This window comes from Streptomyces sp. NPDC059564, from assembly GCF_042735575.1.
In the GTDB taxonomy this organism is placed as follows: domain Bacteria; phylum Actinomycetota; class Actinomycetes; order Streptomycetales; family Streptomycetaceae; genus Streptomyces.
The window spans coordinates 36340-63079 of the sequence record NZ_JBHWBP010000010.1; the positions used below are offsets into that span (position 1 = coordinate 36340).

Consider the following 26740-nt stretch of genomic DNA (forward strand, 5'->3'; position numbering starts at 1 on the left):
GGGCCCCCCGGGGGGGGGCTCCCGGGCCCTTGCCGGTTTGTTTATCGCCCGGGCGGCCCCCCCCCCGGCTGCGCTCTCCGTGGCGGGTGTGCCAGCGCGCGGATCACCGTCACCGCGCGTCCCGTTTCCGTGAGCGAGGAAGAACATGCCGATCCGCACGGCCGCCGTCCTGGCCCGGGCCGTCGGCCCGAGGGACCTGCGGGCCACGGTCACCGTGCCCGACCTCCCGGGCGGCACCCACCGGGTCCTCGTCACCTCGGCCGACCCGCTCGACGCCTACAGCGCGCGGATCACCGTCACCGAGGGCTGAACCCCGCGGCCCGGACGCCGGCTCCGGCACCGGCCTCGGCCTTCGCCTCGATCCCCGCGATCAGGACGTCCAGCGCCAGCCCGAACTCCGCCTCGGGCGCCCGCCGGGCCGTCCCCCCGCAGCCGTGCAGGAACTGGGAGACCGCCAGGTGCGCGCCGGTCCGGCACGGGTCCGCCAGACCGGTGGCGTCCAGCAGCCGCTGGAGGGCGGCGTCGAAGGCCCGCGCGTGCGGGCCGATGTTCGGGTAGGCCACGCTCAGCGGCGCCACCCACGGGTGCTCGGCCAGCAGCCGCCGGTAGCCGCAGGCGAGCGTCCGCAGCCGGCCCGGCCAGGCCTCCTCCTGAGGGGGCCCGGACGGCAGCCGCTGCTGGCCCAGGGCGCTGTCCAGGGCCAGTTCGAGCAGATCGTGCTTGGTGTCCACGTACCAGTACAGGGACATCGCGGTGACCCCGAGCTGTGCGGCCAGCCGCCGCATGGAGAACCGGCCCAGCCCCTCCGCGTCGAGGAGCCGTACGGACGCGGCGGTGATCCTGTCCCGGTCCAGCCCCGAGGGTGCCTCGCTGCGGCGTCTGGCGTGGGCGGCGGGCCTGGCGGCCAGCCACACACTGGTCCTGGCCTCGCCCGGATCGGCCTCGGTCGCCATGGAGGCACCCTCCTCGCCACAAGGGGATCAGCCCGGAATGCCCGGTCCGCCCTCTTGATGCTAGGGGGTTACCCGTCCGTCCAGGCGGGATCAGGACGAGCCGGCCGAAGGAGCCGTCAGGTCGTAGAAGGTGGCCCCGTCGACGGTGGTGGCCTTGAACGCGCCCTTCACCCAGCTCTCGATGGCGCTGCCCGTGGCCCCGCCGGGACCGCCGCCCTGGCGCGCTCCGCCCTCGCCGCTGGCGCCGGCGGCGCCGGAGGCGATGAACCAGTGGATCCGGCCCGACTTCACGTACTCCTGGAACCGCTCCAGCGTCGGGGAGGGGTCGCTGCCGTTGAAGCCGCCGATCGCCATGACCGGTGCGCCCGAGGCCAGCTGGTAACTCGCCGCGTTCTGGGAGCCGATGGCCGCCGCCGCCCAGGTGTAGCGCGAGGCACCGGCACGCAGCGCGGCCGTCGCCCCGGCACCGACCCGGGTCCCGCCCAACAGCCCGCCCGGCCCACCGGCACCACCGCGCCCGGCACCACCGCCGCCGCCCTGGCCGCCCGGTCGGCCGGTTCCGCCCTGTGCGCCGGGCGCCGCCGGTCCGCCAGTGCTGCCGGTTCCTCCGAGTGCCCCGGGACCGCCGGTCCCACCCTGTACGCCGGTCCCGCCGGGCACCCCGGTTCCGCCGGTCGCGCCCTGTGCCCCGGTGCCGCCGGGTGCGCCAGACCCGCCGGGCACCCCCGCGCCGCCCGTCCCGCGAGGAACCCCCGGCGGGGCCTCCCCGCCCGGGCCGAAGCGGCCCTGCATGCCGCCCGGGCCGCCGAAGCCGCCCCGGCCGCCCGCGACCGCCGGACCGGCCGTCACGATGGAGCCCGTGTGCCCGGCGGCGATGGTGGTCAGGCAGTACGCGAACGGTCCCGCGAGCGCCGCGCCCAGCCCGACGGCGGCCACCCCGAGCAGCGCCCGCCGCCCCAGCCGCGCGGCGAACGGCAGCGCGGCCGCCGCGCCCAGACCGGCCGCCAGCACCGCCCACCGCAGCCACGGCACGTACCCGGAGGAGCGGCCGAGCAGGACGAAGGCCCACCACGCGGTCAGCGCCAGGGTTCCCGACAGGGTGAGCGCGGCGGGCCACCCGCCCCGCTCCTCCCACAGCACGGCCACGCCCATGCCGGCCAGCGCCGCCACGAAGGGCGCCAGCGCGACGGTGTAGTACTCGTGGAAGATGCCCTGCATCCAGCTGAACACCACGGCCGTGATCAGCAGGGAGCCGCCCCAGGCGAGGAACGCCGCGCGGGCCAGGCTCTGCAGCGAGTCCGTGGTCCGGGGGGCCCGCCAGGTGACGACCAGCCCGGCCACCAGCAGCACCAGGGCCGCGGGCAGCAGCCAGGAGATCTGGCCACCGATATTGGCCGAGAACAGCCGGTCCATCCCGGTCTCCCCCCAGCCGCCGCCCCCGCCACCGCGGGCCGCCCCGCCGCCGACGCTGCCCGTCTCGTTGCCGCTGATCCGGCCGAGCCCGTTGTAGCCGAGGGTCAGTTCCAGGAAGGAGTTGTTCTGCGAGCCACCGATGTACGGGCGGGACCCCGCGGGCCACAGCTCCACCACCGCCACCCACCAGCCCCCGGCCAGCACCGCGGCCAGCCCGGCCACCAGCAGCTGCCCCAGCCGGCGGCGCAGCCGCGTCGGCGCGCAGACGGCGTAGAGGAGGGCGAGCGGCGGCAGGATCACGAACGCCTGGAGGGTCTTGGTCAGGAAGCCGAACCCGACGGCGACACCGGCCCAGACCAGCCACCGCGTCCGGGCCCCGTCGAGGGCGCGCAGTACGCAGTACACGGTGACGGTGAGCAGCAGGGTGAGCAGCGCGTCGGGGTTGTTGAAGCGGAACATCAGCGCGGCGACGGGCGTCAGCGCGAACGCGGTCCCGCTGAGCAGGGCCGCCGCCGGTCCGAACGGGCGGCGTACGGCCGCGTACAGCACGGCGGTCGTCCCGACGCCCATCAGGGCCTGCGGGACGAGGATCTGCCAGGAGCCGAGCCCGAAGAGGCGTACCGACAGCGCCATCGGCCACAGGGCGGCCGGGGGTTTGTCGACGGTGATGGAGTTCCCGGCGTCGGAGGAGCCGAAGAAGAAGGCCTTCCAGCTCTCGGATCCCGCCTGGACGGCGGCGGAGTAGAAGGAGTTGGCGTAGCCGGAGGCGCCCAGGTTCCACAGCAGGAGCAGGGCGGTGCCCAGCAGCAGGGCGGCGTACGCGGGCCGTTCCCAGCGGGGCCGGGCGACCGTGTCGCGGACGGTGGCGGGCAGCGGGGCGGCGGGCGGGAAGAGCGGCGGTGCGGCCGTGGTCACGGACCCTCCTCGGTCGTAGGGGGTGTGCGCTCGGGGAAGACCCAGGCGCGGAAGAGCAGGAACCGCAGCACGGTGGCGGCGAGGTTGGCGGTGATCAGTACAGCCAGTTCGGTGCCGTGGGCCGGCTCCGCGGTGGCCGCTCCCAGGGCGGCGAGCGATCCGCTGGTCAGGGCCAGTCCGATGCCGAACACCACGAGCCCCTGGGCCTGGTGGCGCACCGCCCGGGCCCGGCCGCGCACGCCGAAGGTCAGCCGTCGGTTGGCGGCGGTGTTGGCCACGGCGCACAGCAGCAGCGCGGCCGCGTTGGCCCCCTGGGGGCCCGCCGCCGGCCGGAGCGCGGAGTAGAGCAGCAGGTAGAGCAGGGTGCTCAGGACGCCGACCGCGCAGAACCCGAGCAATTGCCGGGCCAGCCCGCGCGGGACCCCGGGCAGGGCGCTGCGGTCGCGCGGGTCGTCCCCGAAGGGGCGGGCGAGCCGGTCGAGCGGGAGCGCCCCGACGGCCAGGGCCCGGCCCACCCGCCAGACCCCCTTGAGGTCCTCGGTGGCGGTGCGCACGAGGTGGACGCTGGAGTCGGGGTCGTCGACCCAGTCCACCGGCACCTCGTGGATCCGCAGCCCGGCCCGCTCGGCGAGCACCAGCAGCTCGGTGTCGAAGAACCAGCCGGCGTCCTCCACCAGGGGCAGCAGCCGCTGCGCCACCTCCCCGCGGATGGCCTTGAACCCGCACTGGGCGTCGCTGAACCGGGCGGCGAGCGAGGAGCGCAGCAGCAGGTTGTAGGCGCGGGAGACGAACTCCCGCTTCGCGCCGCGCACCACCCGTGCGGAGCGGGCCAGCCGGGTGCCGATGGCCAGGTCGGAGTGGCCGGAGATGAGCGGGGCGACCAGCGGCAGCAGGGCGTTCAGGTCGGTGGAGAGGTCCACGTCCATGTACGCGAGGACGGGCGCTTCCGAGGTGCTCCACACGGTGCGCAGGGCCCGGCCGCGGCCCTTCTCCTCCAGCCGTGTGCTGCGCACCTCGGCGAGGCCGACGGCGAGGGCGGCCGCGACCTCGGGGGTGCGGTCGGTGCTCGCGTTGTCGGCGATGGTGATGCGGAACGGGTAGGGGAAGGAACGGGTGAGGTGCGCGTGCAGTCGGCGTACGCAGGGGCCGAGGTCCTCTTCCTCGTTGAAGACCGGGATCACCACGTCGAGTACGGGCACTCCGGGCAGGGGCGCGAGGGGCGCCCGGGCCGGAAGCGCCCCGGGAGAGGCGTCGGTTGACATGCTCCGACCCTCGCGGGGCGCCCTGTCACCGCTGTGTGGTGAGCCTGTGCCCGGTCTGTGAGTTCCCCGCCGGGGCGGCGGCGAGCGGCAGCAGCACCTCGAAGGCGGTGCGTCCGGGTTCACTGCGTACGGCGACCTGGCCGCCGTGCGCCGCGACGACGGCCTGGACGATGGCGAGGCCGAGGCCGGTGGATCCGGCCGCGCGGGAGCGGGAGGCGTCGCCCCGGGCGAAGCGCTCGAAGACGTGGGGCAGCAGCTGGGGCGGGATTCCGGGCCCGTCGTCCGCGATCCGGAGCCGGACGGCGGATGTTTCACGTGAAACATGGGCCGTGACGGTGGTGCCGGGCGGGGTGTGGGTGCGGGCGTTGGCGAGGAGGTTCACCAGGACCTGCTGGATCCGGGCCGGGTCGGCGCGTACGGGAGCGGGCTCGTCGGGCAGTTCCAGGCGCCAGTGGTGGTCGGGGCCGGCGGCGCGGGCATCGCTGACGGCGTCCACGACGAGCGGGGCGAGGTCGGTGTCGGCGGTGGACAGCGGCCGGCCCGCGTCGAGCCGGGCGAGCAGCAGCAGGTCTTCGACCAGGCCGGTCATCCGGGTGGCCTCGGATTCGATCCGTCCCAGCGCGTGCCGGGTGTCGGGGCCGGTCTCCTCGCGTCCCCGGCGGGTCAGTTCGGCGTATCCCCGGATGGAGGCCAGCGGGGTGCGCAGCTCGTGGCTGGCGTCGGCGACGAACTGGCGGACCCGCATCTCGTTCTGCTGGCGGGCCGTGAGCGCGGAGGAGACGTGGCCCAGCATCCGGTTGAGGGCGGCGCCGACCTGGCCCACCTCGGTGCGGGGGTCGGCCTCGGCATCGGGGACCCGTTCGTGGAGGGCGGGCTCGCCGCTGTGCAGGGGGAGTTCGGAGACGCGGGTGGCGGTGGCGGCGACCCGGCGCAGCGGACGCAGGGCGACCGCTATCAGGGCCTGTCCGGCGAGGGAGGCGGCGATCAGCCCGGCGAGGGTGACGGAGACCTCGACGCCGACGAGGGTGCCCACCGTACGGTCGACGTCCCGCAGCGGGATGGCGAGGACCAGGCTGCCGTCGGGGGCGCCGCGCACCCGGTAGCCGCCCAGTCCGGGCAGCTCCAGTTCCACCGGCCCGGGGCGGCCGTGCGCGGCCTGCCGGGCCGCGGCGAGGAGTGCCTCGGTCTGGGCCGCGCCGAGGGGGCGGACGTGGTCGAGCGGGGATCCGTCGCCGGGGGAGCTGAGGCCGGTGCCGAGGACCTTGCCGTCGGAGTCGAGGCGCATCCCGGCGGTGCCGGTGGGGTTCCCGGGGGCCAGGACGAAGCCGAGGTTGTTCTCGCGGGCGGCCTTCCCCGCGCCGGGCCCCCGGGTCGCCATGTCCAGGGAGACGCTCAGCTGGTCGTCGAGCCGGTCGACCAGGTACGAGCGCAGCGCGAGGGTGGTGACGGTCCCGATGGCCGCGCCCACCACGGCGATCAGGGCCACCGCCGAGACGACGAGCCGGGTCCGCAGGGACCAGGGGCGGCGCAGGATGCGGGGCGGGCGCAGGGCCACTACTCGGCCGGCTTGATCAGGTAGCCGGCGCCGCGCCGGGTGTGGATCATCGGGGGCAGGCCGGTGCCCGCCTCCAGCTTCCGGCGCAGGTAGGAGATGTAGAGCTCGACGACGTTGGCCTGGCCGCCGAAGTCGTAGGACCAGACCCGGTCGAGGATCTGCGCCTTGCTGAGCACCCGGCGGGGGTTGCGCATGAGGTAGCGCAGCAGCTCGAACTCGGTGGCGGTGAGGTGGACCTCCTGGCCGCCGCGGACCACCTCGTGGCTGTCCTCGTCGAGCCGCAGGTCGCCGACGGCCAGGACGGACCCGCCGCGCGCCGCCTGGGCGGCGCCGGAGCGGCGGACCAGGCCGCGCAGCCGGGCGACGACCTCCTCCAGGCTGAAGGGCTTGGTGACGTAGTCGTCGCCGCCCGCGGTCAGACCGGCGATCCGGTCCTCGACGGAGTCCTTCGCGGTCAGGAAGAGCACCGGGACCTGCGGGATCTCGCGGCGCAGCTGTCCGAGCACGGCCAGCCCGTCCATGTCGGGGAGCATGATGTCGAGGACGACCACGTCGGGGCGGAACTCGCGGGCCGCGCGCACGGCGCCGGCGCCGTCTCCGGCGCTGCGGACCTCGCAGCCCTCGTAGCGCAGGGCCATGGACAGCAGCTCGGACAGCGAGGCCTCGTCGTCGACGACGAGGACCCGGCAGGGTCCGCCGTCGGGCCGCACGAGGGCCGTCGGAGTGCCGGTGGACGTGGACGCGTGTGAGGTGGTCGTCGCAGTCATGGCTTCACGCTGGCCGCCGCCTCTGAGAGCGTTCTTGCCCCTTCCTGTGAATCTCCTGAGAAACCTCCCTCAGGCGGTACCTCCCTCAGGCAGTGCCTCCCTCAAGAAATGGGGGCGAGTCCGAAGAGGCGGGCGCCGTTGTCGTGGCAGACGGCCCGCAGCCAGTCGTCACCCAGCCCGAGCCGTTCGAGGGCCGCCAGCTGGTGCTCGTAGGGGTAGGGGATGTTCGGGAAGTCGGTGCCGAGCAGGATCCGGTCGCCGAGGTCCGCGAGCCGCCCGAGGTCCACGGGCGGGAAGCCGCCGAGCCGCTCCGCGAAGTCGGTGAAGGCCATCGTGGTGTCGAGGCGGACCGCGGGGTGGCGGTCGGCCAGGTCGAGGAAGTCGGCGTATTCGGGCATCCCCATGTGGGCGACGATCAGCGGCAGGCCGGGGTGGCGCTCCAGCAGCCGGGCGACGGGCCCCGGTCCGGTGTACTTGCCCGCGACGGGGCCCGAACCGCAGTGGATCACGGTGGGGATCCCGGCCTCGGCGAGCAGCCCCCACACCGCGTCGAGGCGTTCGTCGTTCGGGTCGTACCCGCCGACCTGGAGGTGCGCCTTGAAGACGCGGGCCCCGCCCTCCACCGCCTGCCGGACGTACGCCGGGGCGTCCGCCTCCGGGAAGAAGGTCGCGGTGTGCAGGCAGTCGGGGGTGCGGGCGGCGAAGTCCGCGGCCCAGGAGTTGAGCCAGGCGGCCATCGCGGGCTTGTGCGGGTAGAGCATGGAGGTGAAGGCCCGGACCCCGAACTCCCGCAGCAGCGCGACCCGCTGCTCCTCCTCGTGCCGGTAGGTGATGGGCCACGCGACGCCGGTGAGGGGGCCGAAGCCGTCGAAGTAGTCCCAGACCTTGGCCAGGACCCGGTCGGGCATGAAGTGCGTGTGCACGTCGACCAGTCCGGGCAGACCGAGCCGTTCCCGGAAGGCGCGGACGGCCTCAGTCGTTGCGGGCAAAGCCGTGGCTCCGCTCTACGGTCGCGACGTGCAGGGTGTAGCTCTCGTACCAGTGGTCACGGCCGTGCCGCATGGCCTCCTGGTGCTCCAGATCCTGCCGCCAGACGCCCAGGGACTCGTGGTCGCGGAAGTAGGCGACGGTGATCCCGAGGCCGCCGGGGGTGCGCGCGGACTCGTAGCCGAGGAAGCCGGGGTTCTCGGCGACGATCTCGTTCATCCGGGCGTTGGTCTCGGGGTATCCGGTGTCGTCGGGGGTGCGGACGTTGCTGAATACGGCCATCACGTAAGGCGGTTCGAACGCCTGGACGGGCTGAATGCTCATGCCCCCACCCTCGGCGGGCGGGCCCTGGCATGTCCACCGCGAACGGCCCCCGGAGTCCAAAGGGATCCAAGTTTTGACCTGGCCCGGCGGGGCGGCCCGAGGCGGCCCCGGGCGGCCCCTGGGTCAGAACAAGCCGTCCTGCTCCGCCGGGGGAAGCGCCGCGGTGATCTCCGCCAGCGGCACGTCGGTGACCGCCCCGGCGGACGCGGCGCCCAGTTCCCAGCCGGCCAGCAGCCGGGTGTCCACCACGAGCCCGTCCGCGAAGTGCAGGTCGGGCCCGGCGGCCCCCGCGAGCAGGCCCGCGACGGTCCCGCCGGGCACCAGCTCCGTGACCACCCGGGCCGGGGCGGGCGGCCCGTCCGGCCAGAACACCCCGGCGTGGTCGGTGATCTCGCACGCCACCCGCTCCAGTGACTCCGGCCAGCCGGGCAGCGCGGCGGCCCGCGCGTGCAGCTCGGCGACCTCCCGGGCCCGCTCGGGCTCCTGCGGCAGGTGGGCCCGTACGGCGCGCTTGCGGGCGTAGGCGATCCGGTCCGGCACCCCGAGGGCGGCGCGCAGCAGCTCCTCGGTGCGGCGCGCCGCCATCAGCGGCCCGCGCCCCAGCCAGGCCCAGGTCACCGCCCCCTGCTCCAGCAGCCGGGCCCCGCCGCGCTCCTCGGCGGTGATGCCGACCTTGACCATGCCGGGCCCGAACCACGCCAGGTACACCCGGTAGGTGCGCGGGTCGGCGGCGTTGGTGTCGGCCGCCACCGAGAAGGACCGGTCGAGGCGGGCGCACTCGGGGCACTGGGCGCTGCCCGTCCGGCCGGGCACGGTCCGGGCCGTCGGACACGGGGTCCGCTTCCCGGCCCGCCGCACGCCCACGCAGCGCCGCTCGCCCCGCACGGTGAAGACCAGCGGCACCCCGTACGCGAGAGGGCTGGTGCGCTCCTCTCCCGACGGGCCGTACCAGCCCATGGCGGGGCGGCCGCCGGTCCACCGGATTCCGGTGCACCGCCAGCTCACAGCGGGAGGGGCCGCTCGAAGAAGGTGTCCAGGACGACGGTGGCCTGGGTGCCGCTGACGCCGTCGATGGCGTAGAGGCGCCGCAGGACGTCCTGGAGCTGGCCGGTCGTGGCGGTGCGCACCTTGACCAGGACGGAGGCGCTGCCCGCGATGACGTGCGCCTCCTGGATCTCGGCGATGGCCTCGAAGGCGTCCCGGGAGTCGCCCATCCAGGTGCGGGAGTCGACCATGACGTAGGCGAGCACCCCGCTGCCCACGGCGGCCGGGTCCACGTCGACGGTGGTCCGCCGGATGACCCCGCGTTCGCGCAGCTTGCGCACGCGCTCGTGGGTCGCCCCGGCCGAGAGCCCGACGGCCGCGCCGAGGGCGGCGTAGGACTGGCCCGCGTCCTGCTGGAGGCGCCGCACCAGCGCCCGGTCGATGTCGTCCACGCGGTGTTTCCTCCCATGGGCCCCAGGGCTGCTCTTGCGAAGACGGTACCTGATCCTGCAATCTCACAGTCACACCGAACGAGATTCGGCTCATTGCTCATTTGGGGGATCCATGTCTGGCATTGCCGACCGTGACTTGTACGAGGTCCTGGACGAACGCTTCCGGACCGGCCGCTGCGCCAACGGCGACATGCGCCTGGAGCGGCTGTACGACGACTGCCGCTGGGCCGAAGGCCCCCTGTACCTGCCGGCCTGGCGCCAGCTGGTGTGGAGCGACATCCCCAACGACCGGATGCTGCGCTGGGACGAGGCCACCGGCGCGGTCTCCGTCTTCCGCTCCCCGGCCGGGCACTCCAACGGCAACACCCTCGACCGCGAGGGCCGCCTGATCACTTGCGAGCAGGGCAACCGGCGCGTCACCCGCACCGAGCCCGACGGCCGGATCACGGTCATCGCCGACCGCTACGACGGCAAGCGGCTCAACAGCCCGAACGACGCGGTGGTCCGCTCGGACGGTTCGGTGTGGTTCTCCGACCCGGACTTCGGCATCACCAACGACTACGAGGGCCACCGCGCACCGAGCGAGATCGGCGCCTGCAACGTCTACCGCGCCGACCCCGCCACCGGCGAGGTCCGGCTCGTCGCGGACGGCTTCCTCGGCCCGAACGGCCTGGTCTTCTCCCCCGACGAGAGCGAGCTCTACGTCTCCGACACCCGCGCGGGCCACATCCGCGCCTTCAAGGCCGGCGACGACGGCACCCTCAGTGCGGACCGCGTCTTCGCCACCTGCCCCCGGCCGGACAACATCCGCTTCGACGACGAGGGCCGGCTGTGGGCGGCCGCGATGGACTCCGGCGTGCACTGCTACGCGGCGGACGGCGACCTCATCGGCCGCCTGCGCGTGCCGGAACCCGTCTCGAACATCGCCTTCGGCGGCCCGAAGAACAACCGCCTCTTCATCACCGCCACCACCTCGCTCTACTCGCTGGTGATGTCGGTGACGGGCCTGCCCCGCGCCCGGCCCGCCCGCGCCTAGCCCGACGACGGGGCCGTCCGTCACCCGGACGGCCCCGTCCACCCGCCTAGCGGGCGACGAACTGCGTCAGGATCGCCTGCATCTCGTAGATGTCGACCCCCTTGGTGAAGGTCTTCTCGATCGGCGCCGGCATGCCCGATATCCAGATCTTCAGCTCGGCGTCGAGATCGAAGTGCCCGGCCGTCTCCACGGAGAAGTGCGTGATGCTCCGGTACGGGATCGAGTGGTACTCCACCTTCTTCCCGGTGAGCCCCTGCTTGTCGACCAGCACCAGCCGCCGGTCGGTGAACAGGATCGTGTCCCGGATCAGCAGGTACGCCGCGTGCACCTGCTCCCCGTTCCCCAGCAGCCGCGCGAAGTCCCGCTGCGCCGAGCCCGGATCCACGTGGTGGGCATTTCCGAACAGACCCATGGAGTCCCCCTTCAAAGCTTCAAAAGACCATCCGATCTTCGAAGGCTAGCCACGAGGACGTGAAGACAACGCAAGAGGCCCCCCGGTGAACCGGGGGGCCTCTTCGGCTGTGCACTCGGCAGGATTCGAACCTGCAACCTTCTGATCCGTAGCTCTAGCGAGACCGGTCAGTGCCGGTCATTCCGGCCACTTCAGGGCCTCACCGGGATGCTGTCGGTCAGGCGGGGTTGCTGCGGTTGCGGTATACGGCTGCTGTACCGCCACCTACCAGGGCCGCCACCACAGCCATGACATTCACATAGGCACTGAGGACTTCGGCGGCAGCCGGCCACAGGACCAGCACGATGACGATCACGGTAACCAACCCGCTAAGTCGCCGCCCGGGATTTGACTCCTGGCCACACAGGGTCAGACTCGACATGGAACCTCCCATGGTTCTGGCCCACCCCCACCGTCGCGGTTGCAGCCCAGGCAGTTGGGGGTGGGCAACCGAGCTCTCATGATGAGCCCTTCACTCACCTCAGCAATCCGCCATAACCCTCGAATGATTAGCGTCATTTGCGATCGCATCGCACAGTCCCACTGCACCCACACCCGGCGTATATACCAGGTTTCACCCGGATAACCGCCTGGTTGGACGACAATTTCACACGTCAGGGCACCGCCATCCACGAGACAACTATCCAGCACACATATCACTATGCAACGTATCGTTGTATAGTTCGTGACCCCATTGGTAGCGGCCGCGCATCGCGACACCATGCAATGGTGTGACTGAGATCACAAGCCAATGGTCCTGGCTGGCAGCTCGGCACCAAGTGCTAGCCGAACCTGCCGTTTAACGTCCCGTCTGCCATTCTCAGGTGAGGGGACACCTCACGATCGAGCACCGCCGGCCCCCTGCCGTTGGGCTTGCTGCACGATGCGCTCAGCCAGGTCCATGAAATTACTGATCGACGGTGCTTGCACGATCAAGAGCCTCTCTGCCCGCTCGCTGCCGTCCGCGTATCCGCACCCACTGTCACGAATCAGAGGCGTGAGCCAGTGAACGGTCGGCCGCTCAGCCGCAAAGAAGATCACTGGACGATCTGACCACGTCCCCCCGTCGTGGTGGCTTCGACAACTCGCTGCGGTGAAGCATCCGACGGAGGAGAGGGCGTACGACAGCCCCGCTACCCCAAGTTCGAGGGCGTCAAGAGTCGCCGTCTCCTCGTCAAGCTCGGACACGAGCTGCACAAGCTCACTGCCAGGGTGCGCCGCAGCGTAGCCAGGCGGCAGGTACTCGGGCTCCCCTCGCTCCAGAGCCTTCGCCAAGGCCTCGAACTCGGCAGCATTCCGACTTCCCTGATCAACGAGCCTGACCAGCCGCTTCTCTTCCCCGATCAAACGAACAGCTTCCCCGTGGCTCACTTCTCCAAGGGCCCAGACATCTCTGAAAAATCCGTACCCTTCCTCGCTGACTTGGTCCTCGTCGGGCATTCCCATTGCCAACGCTGCGGGGAAGGACGGATCCACTTCGATTCTCGTGGTTGGGATCAAGGTCAGCTCCTGGAGGAGTGGGGCGGAAAGTCACGAGGTTCCTGCCCCATGCACCGCAACCACAGACTTCCCAACTCCCATCCCGTCTGCCGTCGGCCCATGACACGTTGAGCGGGCGCGGTGCCGGGCGTCCAGGTGGAGCGCCCAACTGGACGAACGACCTGGACGCCCGGTGCCGTGTCTGCTCGGCTTGTCCTGGGCCGACGGCAGACGGGATGGGAGTTCCCCGCCTCAACCATCCACGGGCCGGCACCCGCCAATGGCGCCCCCGCCATCCCGGAGCCGGAGGCCCCCGCCGGAGGCACGTCGGTGAGTGATGGCACCGCGGGCCTGTAGGGGACTGCCTCATGCCTTTGGGCCTATCCCGCCTTGCAGGGGCGGGCGTCGGCGCAGCGGGGGCGGAGCGGGCCGAAGGCAGGAGCGTCGCCCCGAGCGGAGCCGGGAAGCCCGCCCGGCGGAGCGAAGCGCAGCCGGGTGCTTGATGAGGTAGAGAAACCTGTAACAGCTTCGCGTGGCTCATACGGCGAAGCCGTGGGGAAGCCGTGGGGAAGGCGCTCATGGCGTCTGCGATGGCGTCGGCTCCGGACTCGGCGAAGATCGCGGCCTTGTGGGGGTTGTCGGCGTAGGTGATGACCCTTGCGCCGGCGGCATGGGTGGCATGGGCATCGATGAGCGAGTCACCAACGAGGGTGCAGTCCGATACCCCCACCCGTGCCTGCTCCGCCGCCCTCATGATCGGGAACGGGTTGGGCTTCATCAGGTGGGGCTGTCCGACCCCTGTCCGAAGATTCCCCTGCCCCCCTGATGGCACCTCGCTGTGGAGTCGGCCGTTACCGGCTCGCCCGGCCTCGCGCCTGGCCCGAATCATCCAGCAGCAGGCGGCTCGTGAAGCCACCTCGGCGCAGCCGCTCGTACGCTTCGATCACGTCGTCCGGCACCTGCTGACGGATCATGAAACCCTGTTCCGGGTAGATCAGCAGCCGCTGCAACGCGCCCACCAGCATGTCGATGACCATGCGGGCGTCGCCGATGGAGTCGACGTACTTGCCCAGCGTCATCGGGCTGGAAGCGCTGACGATCTCGACTCCGGGCCATAGCTTCCGTGCCGTGGCGTACGCGCGACGCTCCTCGTACGGCTTGCTGATCAGCAGCACCGAGGACACGTCGACGCCGGCCTCTCGCAGCAGTTCTCGGCTGAAGAGGATGTTCTCGCCCGTGTTTCGGGCCCGCGGCTCCACGAGCACGGCGGAACTGGGCACTCCGAGTTCCAACGCCCGCTCCCGGTAGTGGACGGCCTCGCCCCGGGGCATCCGCTCGCGCGTCGTCGGGCTGGTGGCTCCGGTGAACACGAGCAGGGGGGCCATTCCGCGCTCGTACAGGTCGACTGCGGCGTCGGCCACCCCCAAATCGTGGCTGCCGAGCCCAATCGCGACCGAGCACGGCTGCGGGGCATGGCCCATCTGGTGGTAGTCCCAGAGGAGCCGGGTGTCTGCCCAGTCCTGCGTCGAGATCACTCGCGGCCTTCCGAGTCGTTCGCTGAGTCCGGCACCTTGAAGTCGTACTCCCAGGCGAAGCGCGAGGCGGCGTGCACCCCGATGGCGAATTCGACCACGGTGCCGTCGGCCGTGTACGTCGTCCGGTGCAGCTCGACCACGGGTTCGCCTTGCGGAAGCTGCAAGAGCCTCACCTCGTCGGCTGTGGGGGTGCGGGCGAACACCCGCTCCTTCATGTGGTCGATCTCGTACCCCGCGTCGTACAAGACGCGAAATCCGCCGCCACGGCCGGCCGGACCAGGCGTCGGATCCACCAGACGGGTGCCTTCGACATGCTCGGGCCGGTAGTAGCTGGTCAGCGTGTGCGTCGGCTGATCGCCCTCCTTCACCAGCCGTGCGCGTGCGTAGACCTGGGCACCTGCCGGCAGCCCGTGTGCGGCGGCCGCCTCGGGTGGCGCTTCGACAAGGCTGACCGACTGGGTCTGCTCGTTGCGGCGGTACGCCCGCCCTGAGGCCACGCGGTCCGCGATGAAGGCCACTTCGTCCCCGTCGAGCCACTTGGCCTTGTCGTACCGGGCGATGCCAAGTCGCTTGAGCGGGACCTGCTGTCGCACAACGGTGCCGTGGCCCCGGGACGAGGTGACCAGGCCTTCCGCTTCCAGCGCCTTGTAGGCGGCGTGGACGGTCACCTTGGAGCCTTCGCCCGCCTCGACCTGTTCCCTGATCTGCGGCAACCGCTCGCCCGGGGCGTAGTCACCCCTTCTGATCTGCTCGGCCAGCTTGTCGGCTAGCTCTCGCCACTTTGGCGTCATCTCAACTCCTATCGCAGGACGCAAGTCAAACACAGTCCTAGGACTGTTGACAGTCCTAGGACTGCGCTGCACTATCTATCCAAGTGCTCGCAGTCCTAGGACAGCGGGCGTAGTGGCGGCCCCCTTGGGGCTGCTCTCGACAAAGCTGGAGGTAGTGATGCCGTCGTTCAAGGTGGACACGTCGACCGCCGTGGTGTTCGTGGCCACGGCGCCCGTGCCGAAGCTCGTGAGCAAGCAGACCGGTGAGCGCGCCATGGACCGGGAGACCGGTGCCGGGCTGTCCACGGTGGGGCTGCTGATCTCGGACGAGGGGGAGGGCAACCTCTACCAGGTGACCGTCCCGGAGACCGGGCTCCCCGAGGGCCTGATGCCCGGCATGCCGGTCTCGGTGATCGGGCTCAAGGCCCGGGACTGGGAGAACACGTTCAACGGCCAGACCCGCCACGGCATCTCGTTCCGCGCCGTCGCCCTCACGGCCGGGGCCTGACCATGGCCGATCTGACGGCTTTATGGGAGGTCGGCCTCCCCCTTGCCGGGGCGGGCGGTGGCCTCGGGTACGCGAAGCTCCGCGCCCCGCGCGTCTTCTGGTCCGTGGCCGGGCTCCCTGTGGCTCGTGTGCGGTTCGCGGTGACCTACCGGGCCACGATGGACGTGTGCGGGCTGACGGTGCAGCCGTCCCGCCTGCGGGCGTTCCTGGTCCGCAACGTCGCCCGTCGCAGCGACGTGCAGCCCGTCCCGCCGAAGATCCGCCGGGTGCGGGGTTCCTCGACCGGTATGCGGGTCACTCTGCGTCTGCCGGCCGGTCTGGAGCCCGCCGATGTAATCGCGGCCTCCGAGCGGCTGCGCCACGCCTGGGGCGTCCACTCCGTCCACGTGGTCGAGACGAAGCCCGGGTTCGTGGAACTGCGGATGACCGGCTACGACATCCTGCGCCGGGTGAAGATGCCCCGTCGGGGTCCCACGGGGCAGATGGTGGTCCCCGTAGCGCTTCGGGAGGACGGCACCGCATTCGTGCGGGACTACCTCAAGGTTCCGCACGCGCTGACGCTCGGCGCCAACCAGTCGGGCAAGACGATGTACCTGCGGAACCTGATCGCCGGGCTCGCCCGGCTGCGGGTCGCCCTGGTCGGCATCGACTGTAAGCGGGGAGTTGAGCAGCGCCGGTACGCGCCGCGCCTGTCAGCCCTCGCCGTTACGCCGGAAGAGGCGTCCGGACTCCTGGACGCGCTCGTGGACGAGATGGAAAGCCGCTTCGACCTGCTGAGCGAGTACGGGGCCGCTGACCTGTGGGCACTGCCCGCCCAGGTCCGGCCGGTACCGGTCGTGCTGCTCGTCGATGAGGTGGCTGAGCTGTTCCTCGTGGCCGTGAAGAAGGACGAGGAACGCCGGGACCGGATGGTGATGCAGTTGATCCGCCTCGGGCAGATGGCCCGCGCCGCCGGCATCTACCTGGAGATCTGCGGCCAGCGCTTCGGCTCCGAACTCGGCAAGGGCGCCACCACGCTCCGCGCCCAGCTCACCGGCCGCGTCGTCCACCGCGTCAACGACAAGCAGACCGCCGACATGGGCCTGGGGGACATCGCCCCGGACGCGGTCGTGGCCGTGACGACGATCCCGCCCGACAAGCCTGGTCTCGCCGTGGCTGGTGACTCCTCCGGCGGCTGGTCCCGTATCCGTACCCCCGAGCTGGGTGCCGAAGAGGCCGCCGAGATCTGCGCCCAGTTCGCGCACCTGACCCCGGCCCTTCCCGTTCTCGCCCCGTACCGGCCGATGATCCCCACCGTGATGCCGGACCCCGGGTCTGTGCCGCTGGTGAAGCCCATTCCGGCCACGGACTAGCAGTTCCCTCCCCTCGGTCGGCGCGACCGTCTCGCGCCAGGTCCCTACCCGGCCCATGCCCGAACCGGAGGAAGACCCGTGGCCACCGCCAAGAAGCCCCCGACCCGGCGCCCCCGCTCGCCCAAGCCCGCACCGGCCGCAGCGACATGCGGCACCTGCGCCGGATCCGGGGAGACCACCACGACGATCCGGGTCGGCCGCAAGCGCCGCGAAATCGCTGCCACGCAGACCGGACTGTGCCCGGACTGCCTCGGCACCGGCACCGCCTGACCCGTTCCCCCGCCCGGTGCCGGAGAACAGCACCCGGCACCGGTCTCCTCGAAAGGAGGTGACCCGTGTTCCGCACCCTCCGCTTCGACGCCGTGCTCATCCAGGCCGTCATCGCCGGTGCCCTGTCCTTCGCCCACCTGCACGACCTCGCTGCGGCGGCAGGGCAGGACGGCTGGAAGGCCTGGGCCTACCCCATCAGCGTCGACCTGCTGCTCGTCGCGGCATGGCGCCGGATGCGAACGGACTCGGAGAACCGAGACGCCTGGCTGTGGTTCGCCATCGCCCTCGTCGCCTCGCTCGGCGCCAACGTCGCCACCGCCGGACTGCTCGACCTGCACGACGTCCCGGCCTGGCTGCGGATCCTCGTCGCCGGATGGCCCGCGCTCGCATTCCTCGGCGGCACGCTCCTCGCCCATAGCCCGGCACCGGCTCCCACCCCCTCGCAGGACCCGGAACCGGTGGCTGCGGAAGAGCCCGAAGCCGTGGCCGATCTCACCGTGGAGCGCGCACCCGAACCGGCTGCCGAACCGGCGCCCGAACTGCCGCCGGCCGACCCCGAACCCCCGGCAGCTCCGCCCGCCCTCGATCCGCCGATCCACACCGCCCCCGCTCCGCCCGTGCCGCCCGCGCTGCTCGATCACGCACGGAAGATCGCGGACGCCTACCGCGCCCAGACCGGCACCGCGATGGACGCCGCGACCCTTCGGAGCCGCCTCGGAGTCACCGAGGCACTGGCGGACTCGATCACCCTCGCCCTCGCCTGACCTGAGAGGAGACGCAGGCTCCATGCGTCCGAACCGCTTCTACAACGTCCTCCGCTTCGGCCCGGTCCAGGTCGGCAGCCACAACGACGGCCGGGGTCGCATCAAGCACACCGCCGTCTGCACCGCCCCCGGCTGCGACTTCTCCGCCGACTACAACACCCGCGCCGCCGCCGAACTCGCCGCCCGTACCCACCGCTGCAACCCGCGCTGATCGCGAAGGAGACCACCTCGTGGACGTCCCCCTGTGGCTCGCCCTGATCGTCATCGGCGCCCTCGGAATCAAGCTCATCCGCCCGCCCTGGTGGCTCGTCGCCGTGATCCTCCTCAGCGGCTACCTCCTCGCCCACAGCGTCCTGGCCCCGCTCTTCGACCCGATCACCAAGTAAGGAGAACCCGCCATGCTCCGACCGCGCATCCCGGTGAACCCGTCCCCGACCGGCATCGTCACCCCGCACCCGTCCGGCATCGAGCCCCGCCACGAGTCCTCGCCGCCGGCCGCCGCCCACCACACCCCGACCACCCCGGCCGCCCCGGGACGTCTCCCGGTCCAGCTCACCCCCGGCAGCACCGTCGCCCTCGCGGCGGCCGGTGGCGCCGTGGTCCTGGTCGTCGGGGCCGTCCTCGTCTCGATGCTGCTCGCCGTCGCCATCACCGGCGTCTCCCTCGCCGTCGTCGCCGTGGTCCTGCGCCTGCTCGTCAAGGACCTCCAGAGGGGGCTGTGACCACCGTGGACACCCACATCGTCGCCGCGGGCTTACCGGCCCTGGGCTGGGCACTCCACGGCGGGCTGCTCCTGCGCCGCCTGGCCACCGCCCGCCGCGACCCGCTGACCGGCCTGCACACCAGGGCCGGTTGGACCGCCCGCGCCGAACACCTGGTGGCCAAGCACCCGGGTGCCGTCGTGATCCTGGTCGACCTGGACGACTTCAAGGCGATCAACGACACCCACGGCCACGCCGCCGGGGACATGGTGCTCGCCGCGACCGCCCGCCGCCTGAGCACCTGGTGCGGCCGGCACGGTATCGCCGCTCGCCTCGGCGGGGACGAGTTCGCCGCCATCGTCACGGACCCCGGCCGTACCCCGGGCCTGCACGCCCTCCGGACCGCCCTGGACCAGCCCGTCACGCACCACGGACTCGCTTTGCCGGTCTCGGCCTCGGTCGGCCACTGCCACCGCGCTGACCTGCTGGTGCCCGCCCTCACCGACGCCCTGTCCGCCGCCGACTCCGCGATGTACGCGGCCAAGGGCCACGGCAGGCGCAACACACGCTGAGCGGCCCCCGGGGCGGCCTCGGTCGCCAAACTTCCGCCGCCCCGGGCGCCTGAACCCCTCCCAGATCCAACGGACCCGAAAGGGACAACTCATCATGCCCCAGAGCCCCTCGACGCCGCTCATCTGCCGCGACTGCGACGGCTTCGCCACCGCCACGATCACCACCGGCACCCACTCCATGGACGGCACCCGTACGACCATCCCCGTCAACTGCCCGACGTGCCAGGGCCTCGGCCACACGGCCCGTCCGGCCCTCGCGCGGCTCAGCCGGTGACCGCCATGGCGAAGCTGACCCCCACGAACACCGCTCCCGGTCTGCACGTCAGCAAGCCCTCGCCGTCCGAGCCCGCCACCGCCTCCGCCGTCTGCCACTGCGGCGCCTCCGCCACCGCCAAGGGAGACACCCAGGTCGGCGCCCTGGTCTCCGGTTGGAAAGCCAACCACGGCGCCGCACACGGAAAGAGGACCACGTCATGACCGATGGTCCTCAGATCCTGGATCTCTTCGCCGGCCCCGGCGGCTGGTCAGAGGGACTGCGCTCGCTCGGAATCCGGGACATCGGGATCGAGATCGACAGCGCCACCTGCGCCACCCGCGCCTCCGCCGGGCACCGCACGATCCGCGCCGATGTCGCCGCCTATCCCACCGCCCCGCTTCACGGAAAGGTGACCGGGCTGGTCGCTTCCCCGCCCTGCCAGACCTTCAGCGCCGCTGGCCTCCGTGCCGGAAACACCGACCTGCCCTTGTGCCACCAGGCCTTGGACGATCTCGCCCGTAGACACGACACCCGCAACGCCTTGCGCCCCGACTGCACCGACGCACGGTCTCTGCTCGTCGTCGAGCCCCTGCGCTACGCCCTCGAACTGCGCCCCGAATGGATCGCCCTGGAAGAGGTTCCCGCGGTGCTGCCTCTCTTCGAGCACACCGCGCGCCTCTTGGCGGGCGTCGGCTACTCGGTGTGGGCCGGCGTGCTGAACGCCGCCGACTTCGGCTTGGCCCAGACCCGGCGCCGCGCCTTCCTCATCGCTTCCCGCACTCGCCCCGCCCTTCCGCCAGCGCCCACGCACGCCGACGGCGGGACTCCCGCCGATCTCTTCAGTGATGGTCTCCCGCCCTGGCGAACCATGGGCGACGTGCTGGGCTGCCCGCCTGGAGACGTGGTCACGCGCGGGAACCACACCACCGGCGGCAGCCGCTTCCCCACCACCGGGCCCTCCTGGGCGCTCACCGGTCGTGCGCGGTCGTGGATGCTACGGGTCGGCAACCGGCCCGCTTCAACCCGCCGTCGGCTCAACCAGCCAGCACCCACCCTCCTGTTCGCCAAAGCCCTCAACGATGTCTCCTGGATTGAGCCCGACGGCACTCCGGTTCGACGGCTGTCTGTGGCGGAGGCATCCGTCCTTCAAGGCTTTTCGCCGGCATACCCGTGGGCCGGTTCCCGCACCAAGCAGTTCGAGCAGATCGGCAACGCCGTCCCCGTGCCTCTCGCCGCCGCCGTCCTGCGCTCGCTCGTGCCGATCGCCCTGGAGGTGGCCGCATGACCGACACCGCCACCACGGCGGGCCTGGACCCGGCCACCCTGAGCGATCTGCTCCGGGTGGCCGGGGCCCCCGGCTTCGACCGCCTCCACGAGCAAATCCGCCGCACCGGGGGGTGCGCCGCCCCGATCCGCCTCTCCGGCGGCACCAAGATCATGGACCCGGCCACCAAGACCGTGCTCCACGCCTACACCACCGACGCCGAACCCGGCGGTGTCCTGCGCGTCGCCTGCGGCAACCGCCGGGCCTCCCGCTGCCCCGCCTGCGCCTGGGCGTATGCGGGCGACACCTACCACCTGATCCGCGCCGGACTCATCGGCGACCGGGCCAAAGGCACCCCCGAGACGATCCGCGACCACCCCCGCGTCTTCGCCACCCTCACCGCCCCGTCCTTCGGCCCCGTCCACAACCGCCCCGGCACCCGCCCCTGCCGCTGCGGCGTCCGCCACACCGAGGACGCGCCCGAACTCGGCACCCCGCTCGACCCGGACACGTACGACTACGCGGGTGCGGTGCTGTGGAACAACCACGCCTCCGAGCTGTGGCGCTACTTCACGATCTACCTGCGCCGGGAAGTCGCCGCCCGCGCCGGCCTCACGCAGAAAGCCGCTCGCGAGCAGTCCCGCGTCTCCTTCGGCAAGGTCGCCGAGTACCAGAAGCGCGGGGCCGTCCACTTCCACGCCGTGATCCGCTTCGACGGGCCGAAGGGGCCTGACACCCCGCCTCCCGCGTGGGCCACCCTCGATCTGCTCACCGACGCAATCCGGGCCGCCGCAGCCCGGGTCCGCGTCGTCGTGCCGGCCAATCCGGAGTACGGGGTCGAGAACGACCAGGTGTTGCTGTGGGGAGACCAGCTCGACGTACAGCCCATTGGCGCCTTCGGGGACGGGGAGGAGCTGACCGAACAGGCCGTCGCCTCCTACGTCGCCAAGTACGCCACCAAGGCCGCCGAGACGACCGGCACCGTGGACCACCCGGTGGCCAACAAGGAAGCGGCGTTCCTTCTCGGCGTGCCCGACCACCCCCGGCGGCTCATGGAAGCCTGCATGGACCTCGACCGGGCCTACCCCGACCGGCGCCTGAGGGCCTGGGCCCACATGCTCGGCTTCCGCGGGCACTTCTCCACCAAGTCACGCCGCTACTCGACAACCCTCGGCGCCTTACGCCAGGTCCGCGCCGACTACCGCGCCGCCCAGCAACGCGCCTCCCTCGGCCTGACCGACCCCGACGACAACCCGGAAGCCACCCTCCTCGTCGTCGCCCACTGGGCCTACGCCGGCCACGGCTCCACCCCCGGCGAATCCTGGCTCGCCGCCAACATCCGCCGAGACATCCAGCACAACCGTGAACTCGCCCGTGAGATGCGGGCCGAACTGTCCGAACCGGAAGGGGAGACCGCGTGGCTGCCGTAGTCATCCAGCGGAAGTGGCACACGACCGCCGAGGTCGCCGACATGCTCGGCTTCGGCCTGTCCAAGACCAAGATGCTCGTGCTCACCGGGGAGATCCGCTCGGTGAAGGTGGGCCGCAACCGCCGCATCCTCCCGGCCTGGGTGGACGAGTACGTCGAGCGCATCGCGGCCGCCGCCGAGGGGTGGGCGGCATGAGCGGCAAGCGCGGCAACGGCGAAGGCTCGATCTACCCGTACAAGAACGGCTACGCCGCCTACGTCTGGGTGACCAAGCCCGACGGCAAGCGCGCCCGGAAGTACGCCTACGGCAAGACCCGCGAAGAGGTCCACGAGAAGTGGCTCAACCTGCACGCGGAGGCGAAGAAGGGGCCCGTCACCACCCGGCACCGGACGGTCTCCGCCTTCCTCTCCTACTGGCTGGACTCGATCGTCAGGCCGAACCTGGCCCCGCTCTCCTACGTCTCGTACGAGGGCTACGTACGGCTCTACATCGCCCCGCACCTCGGCACGAAGCGGCTGGACAAGCTGACCGTCCGGGACGTCCGCGAGTGGCTGACCAAGCTGGCGGCGATCTGCCAGTGCTGCGCCCAGGGCAAGGACGCGAAGCGCAACCGTGAGGGCCGCCGGTGCTGTGCCCTCGGGGAGTGCTGCGAGGCGTACCCGTCCCGGCGTGTGATCCAGGGCTCCCGTGACGCGCTGCGGGCCGCCCTCACGCACGCCGTCGCCGAGGAAGAGATCGGCAAGAACGTCGCCTCCCTCGTGAAGGTGCCCAAGCCCCGCCGCAAGCGGATCAAGCCCTGGTCCGTGGTCGAGGCGGGCCGGTTCCTGGCGGACGGGGTTGCCCGGGAGGATCACCTCTTCGCCGCGTGGGTGCTCGTCCTCTGCCTCGGGCTCCGGCGCGGTGAGGTGCTGGGGCTGACCTGGAAGTCGATCGATTTCGACGCCGGGGAGCTCTACGTGGACCACCAGATCCAGCGGGCCGGGCGGCAGATCCTGCACCGAGAGACGAAGACGGAGGACTCGGATGACTTCCTGCCTCTGCCCTCCCTCTGCCTCAAGGCGCTGCGGATGCGGCGAGCCCAGCAGGTCGGGGATCGGAAGGCTGCCGGGGAGCTGTGGCAGGACAGCCACGGGTTGGTGTTCACGACGAAGTACGGGACCCCTATCGAGCCGGGGAACCTCACCCGGATGTTCGGCCTGCGTGCTCGTCGTGCCGGCCTTCGGGTGATCCCGCTGCGGAACACCCGGCACACCTGCGCCGCGCTCCTGGTCGCGCTCAAGGTCCACCCGAAGGTGGCGCAGCGGATCCTCCGGCATTCGCAGATCGCCATGACGATGGAGGTCTACGCCGAAGCGAGCGAGGAAGCAGTACGCGACGCCCTCGGCAAGCTGTCCGAAGCGATGGGTGGCAGCGGCTGAGGCGGTTGCTGTACTTCGCTGCTGTACGGCCGGAAACGGCAGAGGCCCCGGACTCTCGTCCGGGGCCTCTGGCCTGCTGTGCACTCGGCAGGATTCGAACCTGCAACCTTCTGATCCGTAGTCAGATGCTCTATCCGTTAAGCTACGAGTGCTTGGGCTTCCCGGGGTTTTGCGCCCCGTTGGCCTTGCGAGAACAACAATACATGGACCTCGGCGGGACGCGAAATCCATTAGGTCCACCACCTCTGACCTGCGAAAACACCCCGGAAGAAGATCGTCCGGAAGATCCGCCCACGACCCGGCGGCAGCCCGGTGACGGCCCGGTGACGGCCCGGCCGGTGATCGGGAACCCGGAACACGGCGGTGCCGGAACCCATCGAGCCCTGAACGCACCGAAGCCCCGGTCCGTGAGGACCGGGGCTTCGTGAGTGCGGAGGCGGAGGGATTTGAACCCTCGATGGGGTGTAAGCCCCAAACCGCATTAGCAGTGCGGCGCCATAGACCGGACTAGGCGACGCCTCCAGCACACCCCCGCGTACGAAGGTGCGTGCAGATGATGACACAGGCGCGGGGCCGGTCACCAATCCGCTCCCACGGTACAAGGAGCCGGGCCCACAGGGCAAAGCCTTAAGCCGGGTCGTACACGAGGGGCACGCAACCCCGTACGAGAGGCAGGACGACACGCAACGTCGGGGCGGGCCCGTCGTTGGTGAGGCGTACGACGTACGGACGACCTGGAGTGCCCCATGCTGCGTCTCGCCGCCTTCGCCGTCACCTCCGCACTGGCCGCCGCGGCCGCCGGCCCGCTGCCACCACTGCCGCTGGGACGGCTGCTGGCCTCTCCCGACCGCCTCACCATCGCCGTCTCCGACACCGGCAACCGCCGGGTCGACGGCGAGTACCGGCTGGAGTGCCGCCCCGTCGGCGGCAACCACCCGGAGGCCGGGAAGGCCTGTGCCCGCCTGGAGGAGTTCGCCAAGGAGGGCAAGGACCCCTTCGCCCCCGAACCCAAGCGCCAGATGTGCACCTTCCAGGACGGCGGTCCGGCCACCGCCCGCATCACGGGAACGTGGCACGGACAGAAGGTGGACCGCACCTTCCGGCGGAAGGACGGATGCGCCATCACCCGGTGGAACGACCTGGAACCTGTGCTTCCGAGTGCGCGTTCCTGACCTGGGAGGATGCGGCGGATGCACGGTTTCCCCCGTTCATCCGCCACCTCGCCGCGGGACGGTGCCCTTAGACTCCTCCCGTGACATGCCGGTAGTCGTGGTCAGGGAGGAAGCTCGTCGTGAGCAGCAGGCCATCCCGAGGCGCTGCTCGCCTCGCAGCAATACTCGACGCACTTCCGGACGCGCTGTTGCTCGTCAACGCCAACGGCACGGTCGTCAACGCGAATTCGATCGCCCTCGAGGTCATGGAGAGCCCCGGCACGGGTCTCGTCGGCCGCGGGGTGCTGGACCTGCTGCCGGAGTTCGACTCCAAGCTGATCCCCGGTTCGATGCGCCGCCCCGGCGACGACGAGGACGGCCGCGCCCGGCCCAAGCGCATGACGGCGCGCCGGACCGACGGCAGCGAGTTCCCCGTCGAGGTCACCGCCGCCCACCTCGACGGCCGTGACGCCTACCGCGAGCCCCAGCCCTCGTACACCGGCGACGAACTGCTGATGCTCGTCGTACGGGACCTCTCCGAAACCATGGACACCGAGGCCGAGCTGGCCCGCTCCCAGCGGCAGACCGAGATGATCCTGCGCGCCGCCGCCGAGGGCGTCGTCGGTACGGACACCGACGGCCGGGTGGTGCTCGTCAACCCCGCCGCCGCGCAGATCCTCGGGTACCGCGCCACCGACCTCGGCAACCGCGAGCTGCACGGGCTGATCCAGCACTCGCGCGCCGACGGCTCCCCCTTCCCCTTCGACGAGTCCCCGCTCGCCGACACCCTGCGCAGCGGCCGCAAGCACCGGGTCCGCGGCCAGGTGCTGTGGAACAAGGCCGGCCAGCCCGTCGCCGTCGACCTGACCACCTCTCCCGTACGGGACGGGGAGCTGCTCGTCGGCGCCGTCATGACCTTCACCGACCGGCGTCCCTACGACGCCCTCGCGGCGCGCCACGCCCAGCTGCTCGCCGTCCTCGGCGAGTCCCTGCGCGGCCCGCTGGAGGAGCTGCGCGGGGAACTGGCCACGCTGGCCGCCGACGACGCGGGACAGCTGTGGCCCGAGGCCAACCAGCTGCTGCACCATCTGGCCGCCGGCTACTCGCGGATGACCACCCTGGTGGACAACGTCCTCGGCTACCAGCGCCTCGACGCGGGCAACGAGAAGCTCCGCAAGAAGAACGCCCTGATCAACACGGTCGTCGCGGCCGGAATCGACGGCGCCGTCGAGCTGATCGGCCCCGGCCGGGCGCAGTTCGCCGTCCACGCCCCGACCATCGAGGCCGAGGTGGACGCGCGGCACATCGCGACGGCCCTCGCGCACCTGGTCGCGGACGTCGCCGGGGTCGACGCCACCGGCAAGACCCCCCAGGGCAGCGGCTACATGGACTCCACGATCGTGGTGGCCGCCGCGCAGCGCGGTGACGTCGTACGGATCGAGGTGCGCGGCCCCTACGAGGGCGGCGACCCGGTGCACGAGCCGATCGTGCGGGGCATCGTCGCCGCGCACGGCGGGGTCCTGCAGACGGTGGAGGTGCCGGGCGCCCCCGGCGGGGCGTACGTGCTGGAGCTGCCGCTGGGCTCGGGAGCGGGGACGGTGACCCTGCCCGAGCCCGAGCCGGAGCCCGAGGTGAAGCCCGAGGCCGCCGCGGGCGGTACGGACGGCTCCGGCGGGCAGGCCTCCGGCCGGGGCGGCCCCGCGGCCGGTCCCGGCGGGCGGCGCGCCCGGCGCGGGGTGGACGCCTTCCTCGACGACGAGGGTGACCGGGCGAAGGCCCCCGGGGCCCGCGAGGGCGGGAGCGCCCTGGCGCTGCCGTCCGGGCGGCGCCGCGCGGACGGCACCCCCGCCGACGCCTCCGCCGGTCCCGCCGAGCTCGCGCAGTCCCCGGTGAACCCGGCCGGGCTGGGTACCGGGCGCAGGCGGGGCCGGGACGGCGACGGCAGCGAAGCCCCCTTCGGGCCCGCGCTGCCGGGAGCCGGACGGCCCGTGCCCCCGCAGGGCACCGCGATGCCGGCGCTGCCGCCCGTACCGGCGGTGCCCCCGGTTCCGGTGACCGAGCATCCGGCCGGACGCCGCCGGGCGCTGGGGTCCGCCGCCCAGCCCGCGCGGCCCGCCTCCGGGCCGGTGCCGGCCACCGGGCTCGCGGCTCCCGCCGCGCCCCGGCCGATCG

32 protein-coding genes, 2 tRNA genes and 1 pseudogene are annotated in these 26740 nt (G+C 72.0%); 18 read left to right on the plus strand and 17 right to left on the minus strand.

Going from position 1 to position 26740, the window contains the following annotated elements:
* The first annotated feature begins 145 nt into the window (after nucleotides 1–145).
* On the plus strand, nucleotides 146–310 hold the full coding sequence (locus ACFV0Q_RS04230) for a hypothetical protein (RefSeq protein WP_385000181.1): 165 nt from the start codon (nucleotides 146–148) through the stop codon (nucleotides 308–310).
* On the opposite strand, the gene ACFV0Q_RS04235 is transcribed toward ACFV0Q_RS04230, so the two are convergent.
* From ACFV0Q_RS04235 to ACFV0Q_RS04275, 9 genes are all read right to left on the minus strand, one after another.
* The gene (locus tag ACFV0Q_RS04235) at nucleotides 297–953 is read right to left on the minus strand and encodes a TetR/AcrR family transcriptional regulator (protein WP_385000184.1); all 657 of its coding nucleotides are present in this window, start codon (nucleotides 951–953) and stop codon (nucleotides 297–299) included. The two genes, ACFV0Q_RS04230 and ACFV0Q_RS04235, sit on opposite strands and share 14 nt — an antisense overlap.
* Nucleotides 954–1043: 90 nt before the next feature.
* On the minus strand, nucleotides 1044–3281 hold the full coding sequence (locus ACFV0Q_RS04240) for an ArnT family glycosyltransferase (protein WP_385000187.1): 2238 nt from the start codon (nucleotides 3279–3281) through the stop codon (nucleotides 1044–1046).
* Nucleotides 3278–4543: a glycosyltransferase gene (locus ACFV0Q_RS04245; RefSeq protein ID WP_385000190.1), complete on the minus strand. Its 1266-nt coding sequence runs from the start codon at nucleotides 4541–4543 to the stop codon at nucleotides 3278–3280. Before ACFV0Q_RS04245 ends, ACFV0Q_RS04240 begins: the two co-directional genes overlap by 4 nt.
* Before the next feature lie 25 nt (nucleotides 4544–4568).
* Nucleotides 4569–6074 (minus strand): sensor histidine kinase, encoded by a 1506-nt coding sequence (locus tag ACFV0Q_RS04250; RefSeq protein ID WP_385000271.1) that lies wholly within the window; start codon nucleotides 6072–6074, stop codon nucleotides 4569–4571.
* Nucleotides 6075–6097: 23 nt separating this feature from the next.
* A complete protein-coding gene (locus ACFV0Q_RS04255) occupies nucleotides 6098–6865 on the minus strand; it encodes a response regulator transcription factor (protein WP_385000193.1) in 768 nt (255 codons plus the stop codon).
* Between the two features lie 101 nt (nucleotides 6866–6966).
* Nucleotides 6967–7854 carry an amidohydrolase family protein gene (locus ACFV0Q_RS04260; RefSeq protein ID WP_385000196.1) on the minus strand — a complete coding sequence of 296 codons (888 nt, stop codon included), beginning with the start codon at nucleotides 7852–7854 and terminating at the stop codon, nucleotides 6967–6969.
* Complete coding sequence (locus ACFV0Q_RS04265; protein WP_385000199.1) at nucleotides 7838–8176, minus strand: antibiotic biosynthesis monooxygenase family protein; 339 nt, start codon at nucleotides 8174–8176, stop codon at nucleotides 7838–7840. Before ACFV0Q_RS04265 ends, ACFV0Q_RS04260 begins: the two co-directional genes overlap by 17 nt.
* Nucleotides 8177–8299: 123 nt before the next feature.
* Entirely contained in the window at nucleotides 8300–9181 is an 882-nt protein-coding gene (locus ACFV0Q_RS04270; protein ID WP_385000201.1) for a DUF2797 domain-containing protein, read from the minus strand.
* Complete coding sequence (locus ACFV0Q_RS04275) at nucleotides 9178–9612, minus strand: Lrp/AsnC family transcriptional regulator (RefSeq protein ID WP_385000204.1); 435 nt, start codon at nucleotides 9610–9612, stop codon at nucleotides 9178–9180. Before ACFV0Q_RS04275 ends, ACFV0Q_RS04270 begins: the two co-directional genes overlap by 4 nt.
* A gap of 112 nt (nucleotides 9613–9724) precedes the next feature.
* Here ACFV0Q_RS04275 and ACFV0Q_RS04280 point away from each other — a divergent pair, with 112 nt between their 5' ends.
* Complete coding sequence (locus tag ACFV0Q_RS04280; protein ID WP_385000207.1) at nucleotides 9725–10648, plus strand: SMP-30/gluconolactonase/LRE family protein; 924 nt, start codon at nucleotides 9725–9727, stop codon at nucleotides 10646–10648.
* Nucleotides 10649–10694: 46 nt separating this feature from the next.
* Here the strand turns inward: ACFV0Q_RS04280 and ACFV0Q_RS04285 are convergent, their stop codons facing one another.
* The 6 genes and pseudogenes from ACFV0Q_RS04285 to ACFV0Q_RS04310 all read right to left on the minus strand — a co-directional run bounded on the left by ACFV0Q_RS04285 (nucleotide 10695) and on the right by ACFV0Q_RS04310 (nucleotide 14904).
* Entirely contained in the window at nucleotides 10695–11060 is a 366-nt protein-coding gene (locus ACFV0Q_RS04285; RefSeq protein ID WP_385000210.1) for a PH domain-containing protein, read from the minus strand.
* A gap of 217 nt (nucleotides 11061–11277) precedes the next feature.
* Nucleotides 11278–11415, minus strand: a complete 138-nt coding sequence (locus tag ACFV0Q_RS04290; RefSeq protein ID WP_385000213.1) for a hypothetical protein — start codon at nucleotides 11413–11415, stop codon at nucleotides 11278–11280.
* A 521-nt stretch (nucleotides 11416–11936) separates the two neighbouring features.
* On the minus strand, nucleotides 11937–12599 hold the full coding sequence (locus ACFV0Q_RS04295; protein WP_385000276.1) for a hypothetical protein: 663 nt from the start codon (nucleotides 12597–12599) through the stop codon (nucleotides 11937–11939).
* Nucleotides 12600–13200: 601 nt separating this feature from the next.
* A pseudogene (locus ACFV0Q_RS04300) lies at nucleotides 13201–13467 on the minus strand (HAD hydrolase-like protein); the annotation flags it as partial.
* Nucleotides 13430–14113 carry a YdcF family protein gene (locus ACFV0Q_RS04305; RefSeq protein WP_385000216.1) on the minus strand — a complete coding sequence of 228 codons (684 nt, stop codon included), beginning with the start codon at nucleotides 14111–14113 and terminating at the stop codon, nucleotides 13430–13432. The gene ACFV0Q_RS04305 and the pseudogene ACFV0Q_RS04300, both read right to left, overlap by 38 nt.
* The gene (locus tag ACFV0Q_RS04310; RefSeq protein ID WP_385000219.1) at nucleotides 14110–14904 is read right to left on the minus strand and encodes a GntR family transcriptional regulator; all 795 of its coding nucleotides are present in this window, start codon (nucleotides 14902–14904) and stop codon (nucleotides 14110–14112) included. The genes ACFV0Q_RS04305 and ACFV0Q_RS04310 overlap by 4 nt, the downstream gene beginning before the upstream one ends.
* Before the next feature lie 157 nt (nucleotides 14905–15061).
* Here ACFV0Q_RS04310 and ACFV0Q_RS04315 point away from each other — a divergent pair, with 157 nt between their 5' ends.
* The 14 genes from ACFV0Q_RS04315 to xerC all read left to right on the plus strand — a co-directional run bounded on the left by ACFV0Q_RS04315 (nucleotide 15062) and on the right by xerC (nucleotide 23417).
* The gene (locus ACFV0Q_RS04315) at nucleotides 15062–15391 is read left to right on the plus strand and encodes a hypothetical protein (RefSeq protein ID WP_385000222.1); all 330 of its coding nucleotides are present in this window, start codon (nucleotides 15062–15064) and stop codon (nucleotides 15389–15391) included.
* Nucleotides 15392–15393: 2 nt separating this feature from the next.
* Nucleotides 15394–16743, plus strand: coding sequence for an FtsK/SpoIIIE domain-containing protein (locus tag ACFV0Q_RS04320; RefSeq protein WP_385000225.1), 1350 nt, complete (start codon nucleotides 15394–15396; stop codon nucleotides 16741–16743).
* A gap of 78 nt (nucleotides 16744–16821) precedes the next feature.
* Nucleotides 16822–17013, plus strand: a complete 192-nt coding sequence (locus ACFV0Q_RS04325) for a hypothetical protein (protein WP_385000228.1) — start codon at nucleotides 16822–16824, stop codon at nucleotides 17011–17013.
* A 65-nt stretch (nucleotides 17014–17078) separates the two neighbouring features.
* Complete coding sequence (locus ACFV0Q_RS04330) at nucleotides 17079–17777, plus strand: DUF2637 domain-containing protein (RefSeq protein WP_385000231.1); 699 nt, start codon at nucleotides 17079–17081, stop codon at nucleotides 17775–17777.
* Between the two features lie 22 nt (nucleotides 17778–17799).
* Complete coding sequence (locus ACFV0Q_RS04335; protein ID WP_385000234.1) at nucleotides 17800–17988, plus strand: mobile element transfer protein; 189 nt, start codon at nucleotides 17800–17802, stop codon at nucleotides 17986–17988.
* A 19-nt stretch (nucleotides 17989–18007) separates the two neighbouring features.
* Nucleotides 18008–18163, plus strand: a complete 156-nt coding sequence (locus ACFV0Q_RS04340) for a hypothetical protein (protein ID WP_385000236.1) — start codon at nucleotides 18008–18010, stop codon at nucleotides 18161–18163.
* Nucleotides 18164–18175: 12 nt separating this feature from the next.
* Nucleotides 18176–18499, plus strand: a complete 324-nt coding sequence (locus ACFV0Q_RS04345) for a SpdD-like protein (protein ID WP_385000239.1) — start codon at nucleotides 18176–18178, stop codon at nucleotides 18497–18499.
* A 5-nt stretch (nucleotides 18500–18504) separates the two neighbouring features.
* The gene (locus tag ACFV0Q_RS04350; protein WP_385000273.1) at nucleotides 18505–19050 is read left to right on the plus strand and encodes a GGDEF domain-containing protein; all 546 of its coding nucleotides are present in this window, start codon (nucleotides 18505–18507) and stop codon (nucleotides 19048–19050) included.
* Between the two features lie 94 nt (nucleotides 19051–19144).
* The gene (locus tag ACFV0Q_RS04355; RefSeq protein ID WP_385000242.1) at nucleotides 19145–19324 is read left to right on the plus strand and encodes a hypothetical protein; all 180 of its coding nucleotides are present in this window, start codon (nucleotides 19145–19147) and stop codon (nucleotides 19322–19324) included.
* Between the two features lie 5 nt (nucleotides 19325–19329).
* Entirely contained in the window at nucleotides 19330–19527 is a 198-nt protein-coding gene (locus ACFV0Q_RS04360; protein WP_385000245.1) for a hypothetical protein, read from the plus strand.
* Nucleotides 19524–20591: a DNA cytosine methyltransferase gene (locus ACFV0Q_RS04365; RefSeq protein WP_385000247.1), complete on the plus strand. Its 1068-nt coding sequence runs from the start codon at nucleotides 19524–19526 to the stop codon at nucleotides 20589–20591. Before ACFV0Q_RS04360 ends, ACFV0Q_RS04365 begins: the two co-directional genes overlap by 4 nt.
* Entirely contained in the window at nucleotides 20588–22000 is a 1413-nt protein-coding gene (repSA, locus tag ACFV0Q_RS04370; RefSeq protein WP_385000250.1) for a replication initiator protein RepSA, read from the plus strand. The genes ACFV0Q_RS04365 and repSA overlap by 4 nt, the downstream gene beginning before the upstream one ends.
* On the plus strand, nucleotides 21988–22194 hold the full coding sequence (locus tag ACFV0Q_RS04375; RefSeq protein ID WP_385000253.1) for an excisionase family DNA-binding protein: 207 nt from the start codon (nucleotides 21988–21990) through the stop codon (nucleotides 22192–22194). Before repSA ends, ACFV0Q_RS04375 begins: the two co-directional genes overlap by 13 nt.
* Nucleotides 22182–23417, plus strand: coding sequence for a tyrosine recombinase XerC (gene xerC, locus ACFV0Q_RS04380; protein ID WP_385000256.1), 1236 nt, complete (start codon nucleotides 22182–22184; stop codon nucleotides 23415–23417). The genes ACFV0Q_RS04375 and xerC overlap by 13 nt, the downstream gene beginning before the upstream one ends.
* Nucleotides 23418–23496: 79 nt before the next feature.
* On the opposite strand, the gene ACFV0Q_RS04385 is transcribed toward xerC, so the two are convergent.
* Both ACFV0Q_RS04385 and ACFV0Q_RS04390 read right to left on the minus strand, forming a co-directional pair.
* Nucleotides 23497–23569, minus strand: a tRNA-Arg gene (locus ACFV0Q_RS04385).
* Between the two features lie 279 nt (nucleotides 23570–23848).
* A tRNA-Ser gene (locus ACFV0Q_RS04390) sits at nucleotides 23849–23939 on the minus strand.
* 224 nt (nucleotides 23940–24163) lie between these two features.
* Between ACFV0Q_RS04390 and ACFV0Q_RS04395 the strand changes: the two genes are divergently transcribed.
* Nucleotides 24164–24589, plus strand: a complete 426-nt coding sequence (locus ACFV0Q_RS04395; RefSeq protein WP_385000259.1) for an SSI family serine proteinase inhibitor — start codon at nucleotides 24164–24166, stop codon at nucleotides 24587–24589.
* A 119-nt stretch (nucleotides 24590–24708) separates the two neighbouring features.
* The coding region (locus ACFV0Q_RS04400; protein WP_385000262.1) for a PAS domain-containing protein at nucleotides 24709–26740 on the plus strand (2032 nt) is incomplete at its 3' end.

Excerpts from the sequence above, each read along its gene's own strand:
- ACFV0Q_RS04345 (WP_385000239.1), top strand. The coding sequence starts at position 18,176 with ATGCTCCGACCGCGCATCCCGGTGAACCCGTCCCCGACCGGCATCGTC.
- ACFV0Q_RS04320 (WP_385000225.1), top strand. The coding sequence starts at position 15,394 with ATGGCCGATCTGACGGCTTTATGGGAGGTCGGCCTCCCCCTTGCCGGG.
- ACFV0Q_RS04265 (WP_385000199.1), bottom strand. The coding sequence starts at position 8,176 with ATGAGCATTCAGCCCGTCCAGGCGTTCGAACCGCCTTACGTGATGGCC.
- ACFV0Q_RS04355 (WP_385000242.1), top strand. The coding sequence starts at position 19,145 with ATGCCCCAGAGCCCCTCGACGCCGCTCATCTGCCGCGACTGCGACGGC.
- ACFV0Q_RS04365 (WP_385000247.1), top strand. The coding sequence starts at position 19,524 with ATGACCGATGGTCCTCAGATCCTGGATCTCTTCGCCGGCCCCGGCGGC.
- ACFV0Q_RS04245 (WP_385000190.1), bottom strand. The coding sequence starts at position 4,543 with ATGTCAACCGACGCCTCTCCCGGGGCGCTTCCGGCCCGGGCGCCCCTC.
- ACFV0Q_RS04335 (WP_385000234.1), top strand. The coding sequence starts at position 17,800 with ATGCGTCCGAACCGCTTCTACAACGTCCTCCGCTTCGGCCCGGTCCAG.
- ACFV0Q_RS04315 (WP_385000222.1), top strand. The coding sequence starts at position 15,062 with ATGCCGTCGTTCAAGGTGGACACGTCGACCGCCGTGGTGTTCGTGGCC.
- ACFV0Q_RS04230 (WP_385000181.1), top strand. The coding sequence starts at position 146 with ATGCCGATCCGCACGGCCGCCGTCCTGGCCCGGGCCGTCGGCCCGAGG.
- ACFV0Q_RS04235 (WP_385000184.1), bottom strand. The coding sequence starts at position 953 with ATGGCGACCGAGGCCGATCCGGGCGAGGCCAGGACCAGTGTGTGGCTG.
- ACFV0Q_RS04360 (WP_385000245.1), top strand. The coding sequence starts at position 19,330 with ATGGCGAAGCTGACCCCCACGAACACCGCTCCCGGTCTGCACGTCAGC.
- ACFV0Q_RS04255 (WP_385000193.1), bottom strand. The coding sequence starts at position 6,865 with ATGACTGCGACGACCACCTCACACGCGTCCACGTCCACCGGCACTCCG.
- ACFV0Q_RS04280 (WP_385000207.1), top strand. The coding sequence starts at position 9,725 with ATGTCTGGCATTGCCGACCGTGACTTGTACGAGGTCCTGGACGAACGC.
- repSA (WP_385000250.1), top strand. The coding sequence starts at position 20,588 with ATGACCGACACCGCCACCACGGCGGGCCTGGACCCGGCCACCCTGAGC.
- ACFV0Q_RS04395 (WP_385000259.1), top strand. The coding sequence starts at position 24,164 with ATGCTGCGTCTCGCCGCCTTCGCCGTCACCTCCGCACTGGCCGCCGCG.
- ACFV0Q_RS04285 (WP_385000210.1), bottom strand. The coding sequence starts at position 11,060 with ATGGGTCTGTTCGGAAATGCCCACCACGTGGATCCGGGCTCGGCGCAG.
- ACFV0Q_RS04310 (WP_385000219.1), bottom strand. The coding sequence starts at position 14,904 with ATGACGCCAAAGTGGCGAGAGCTAGCCGACAAGCTGGCCGAGCAGATC.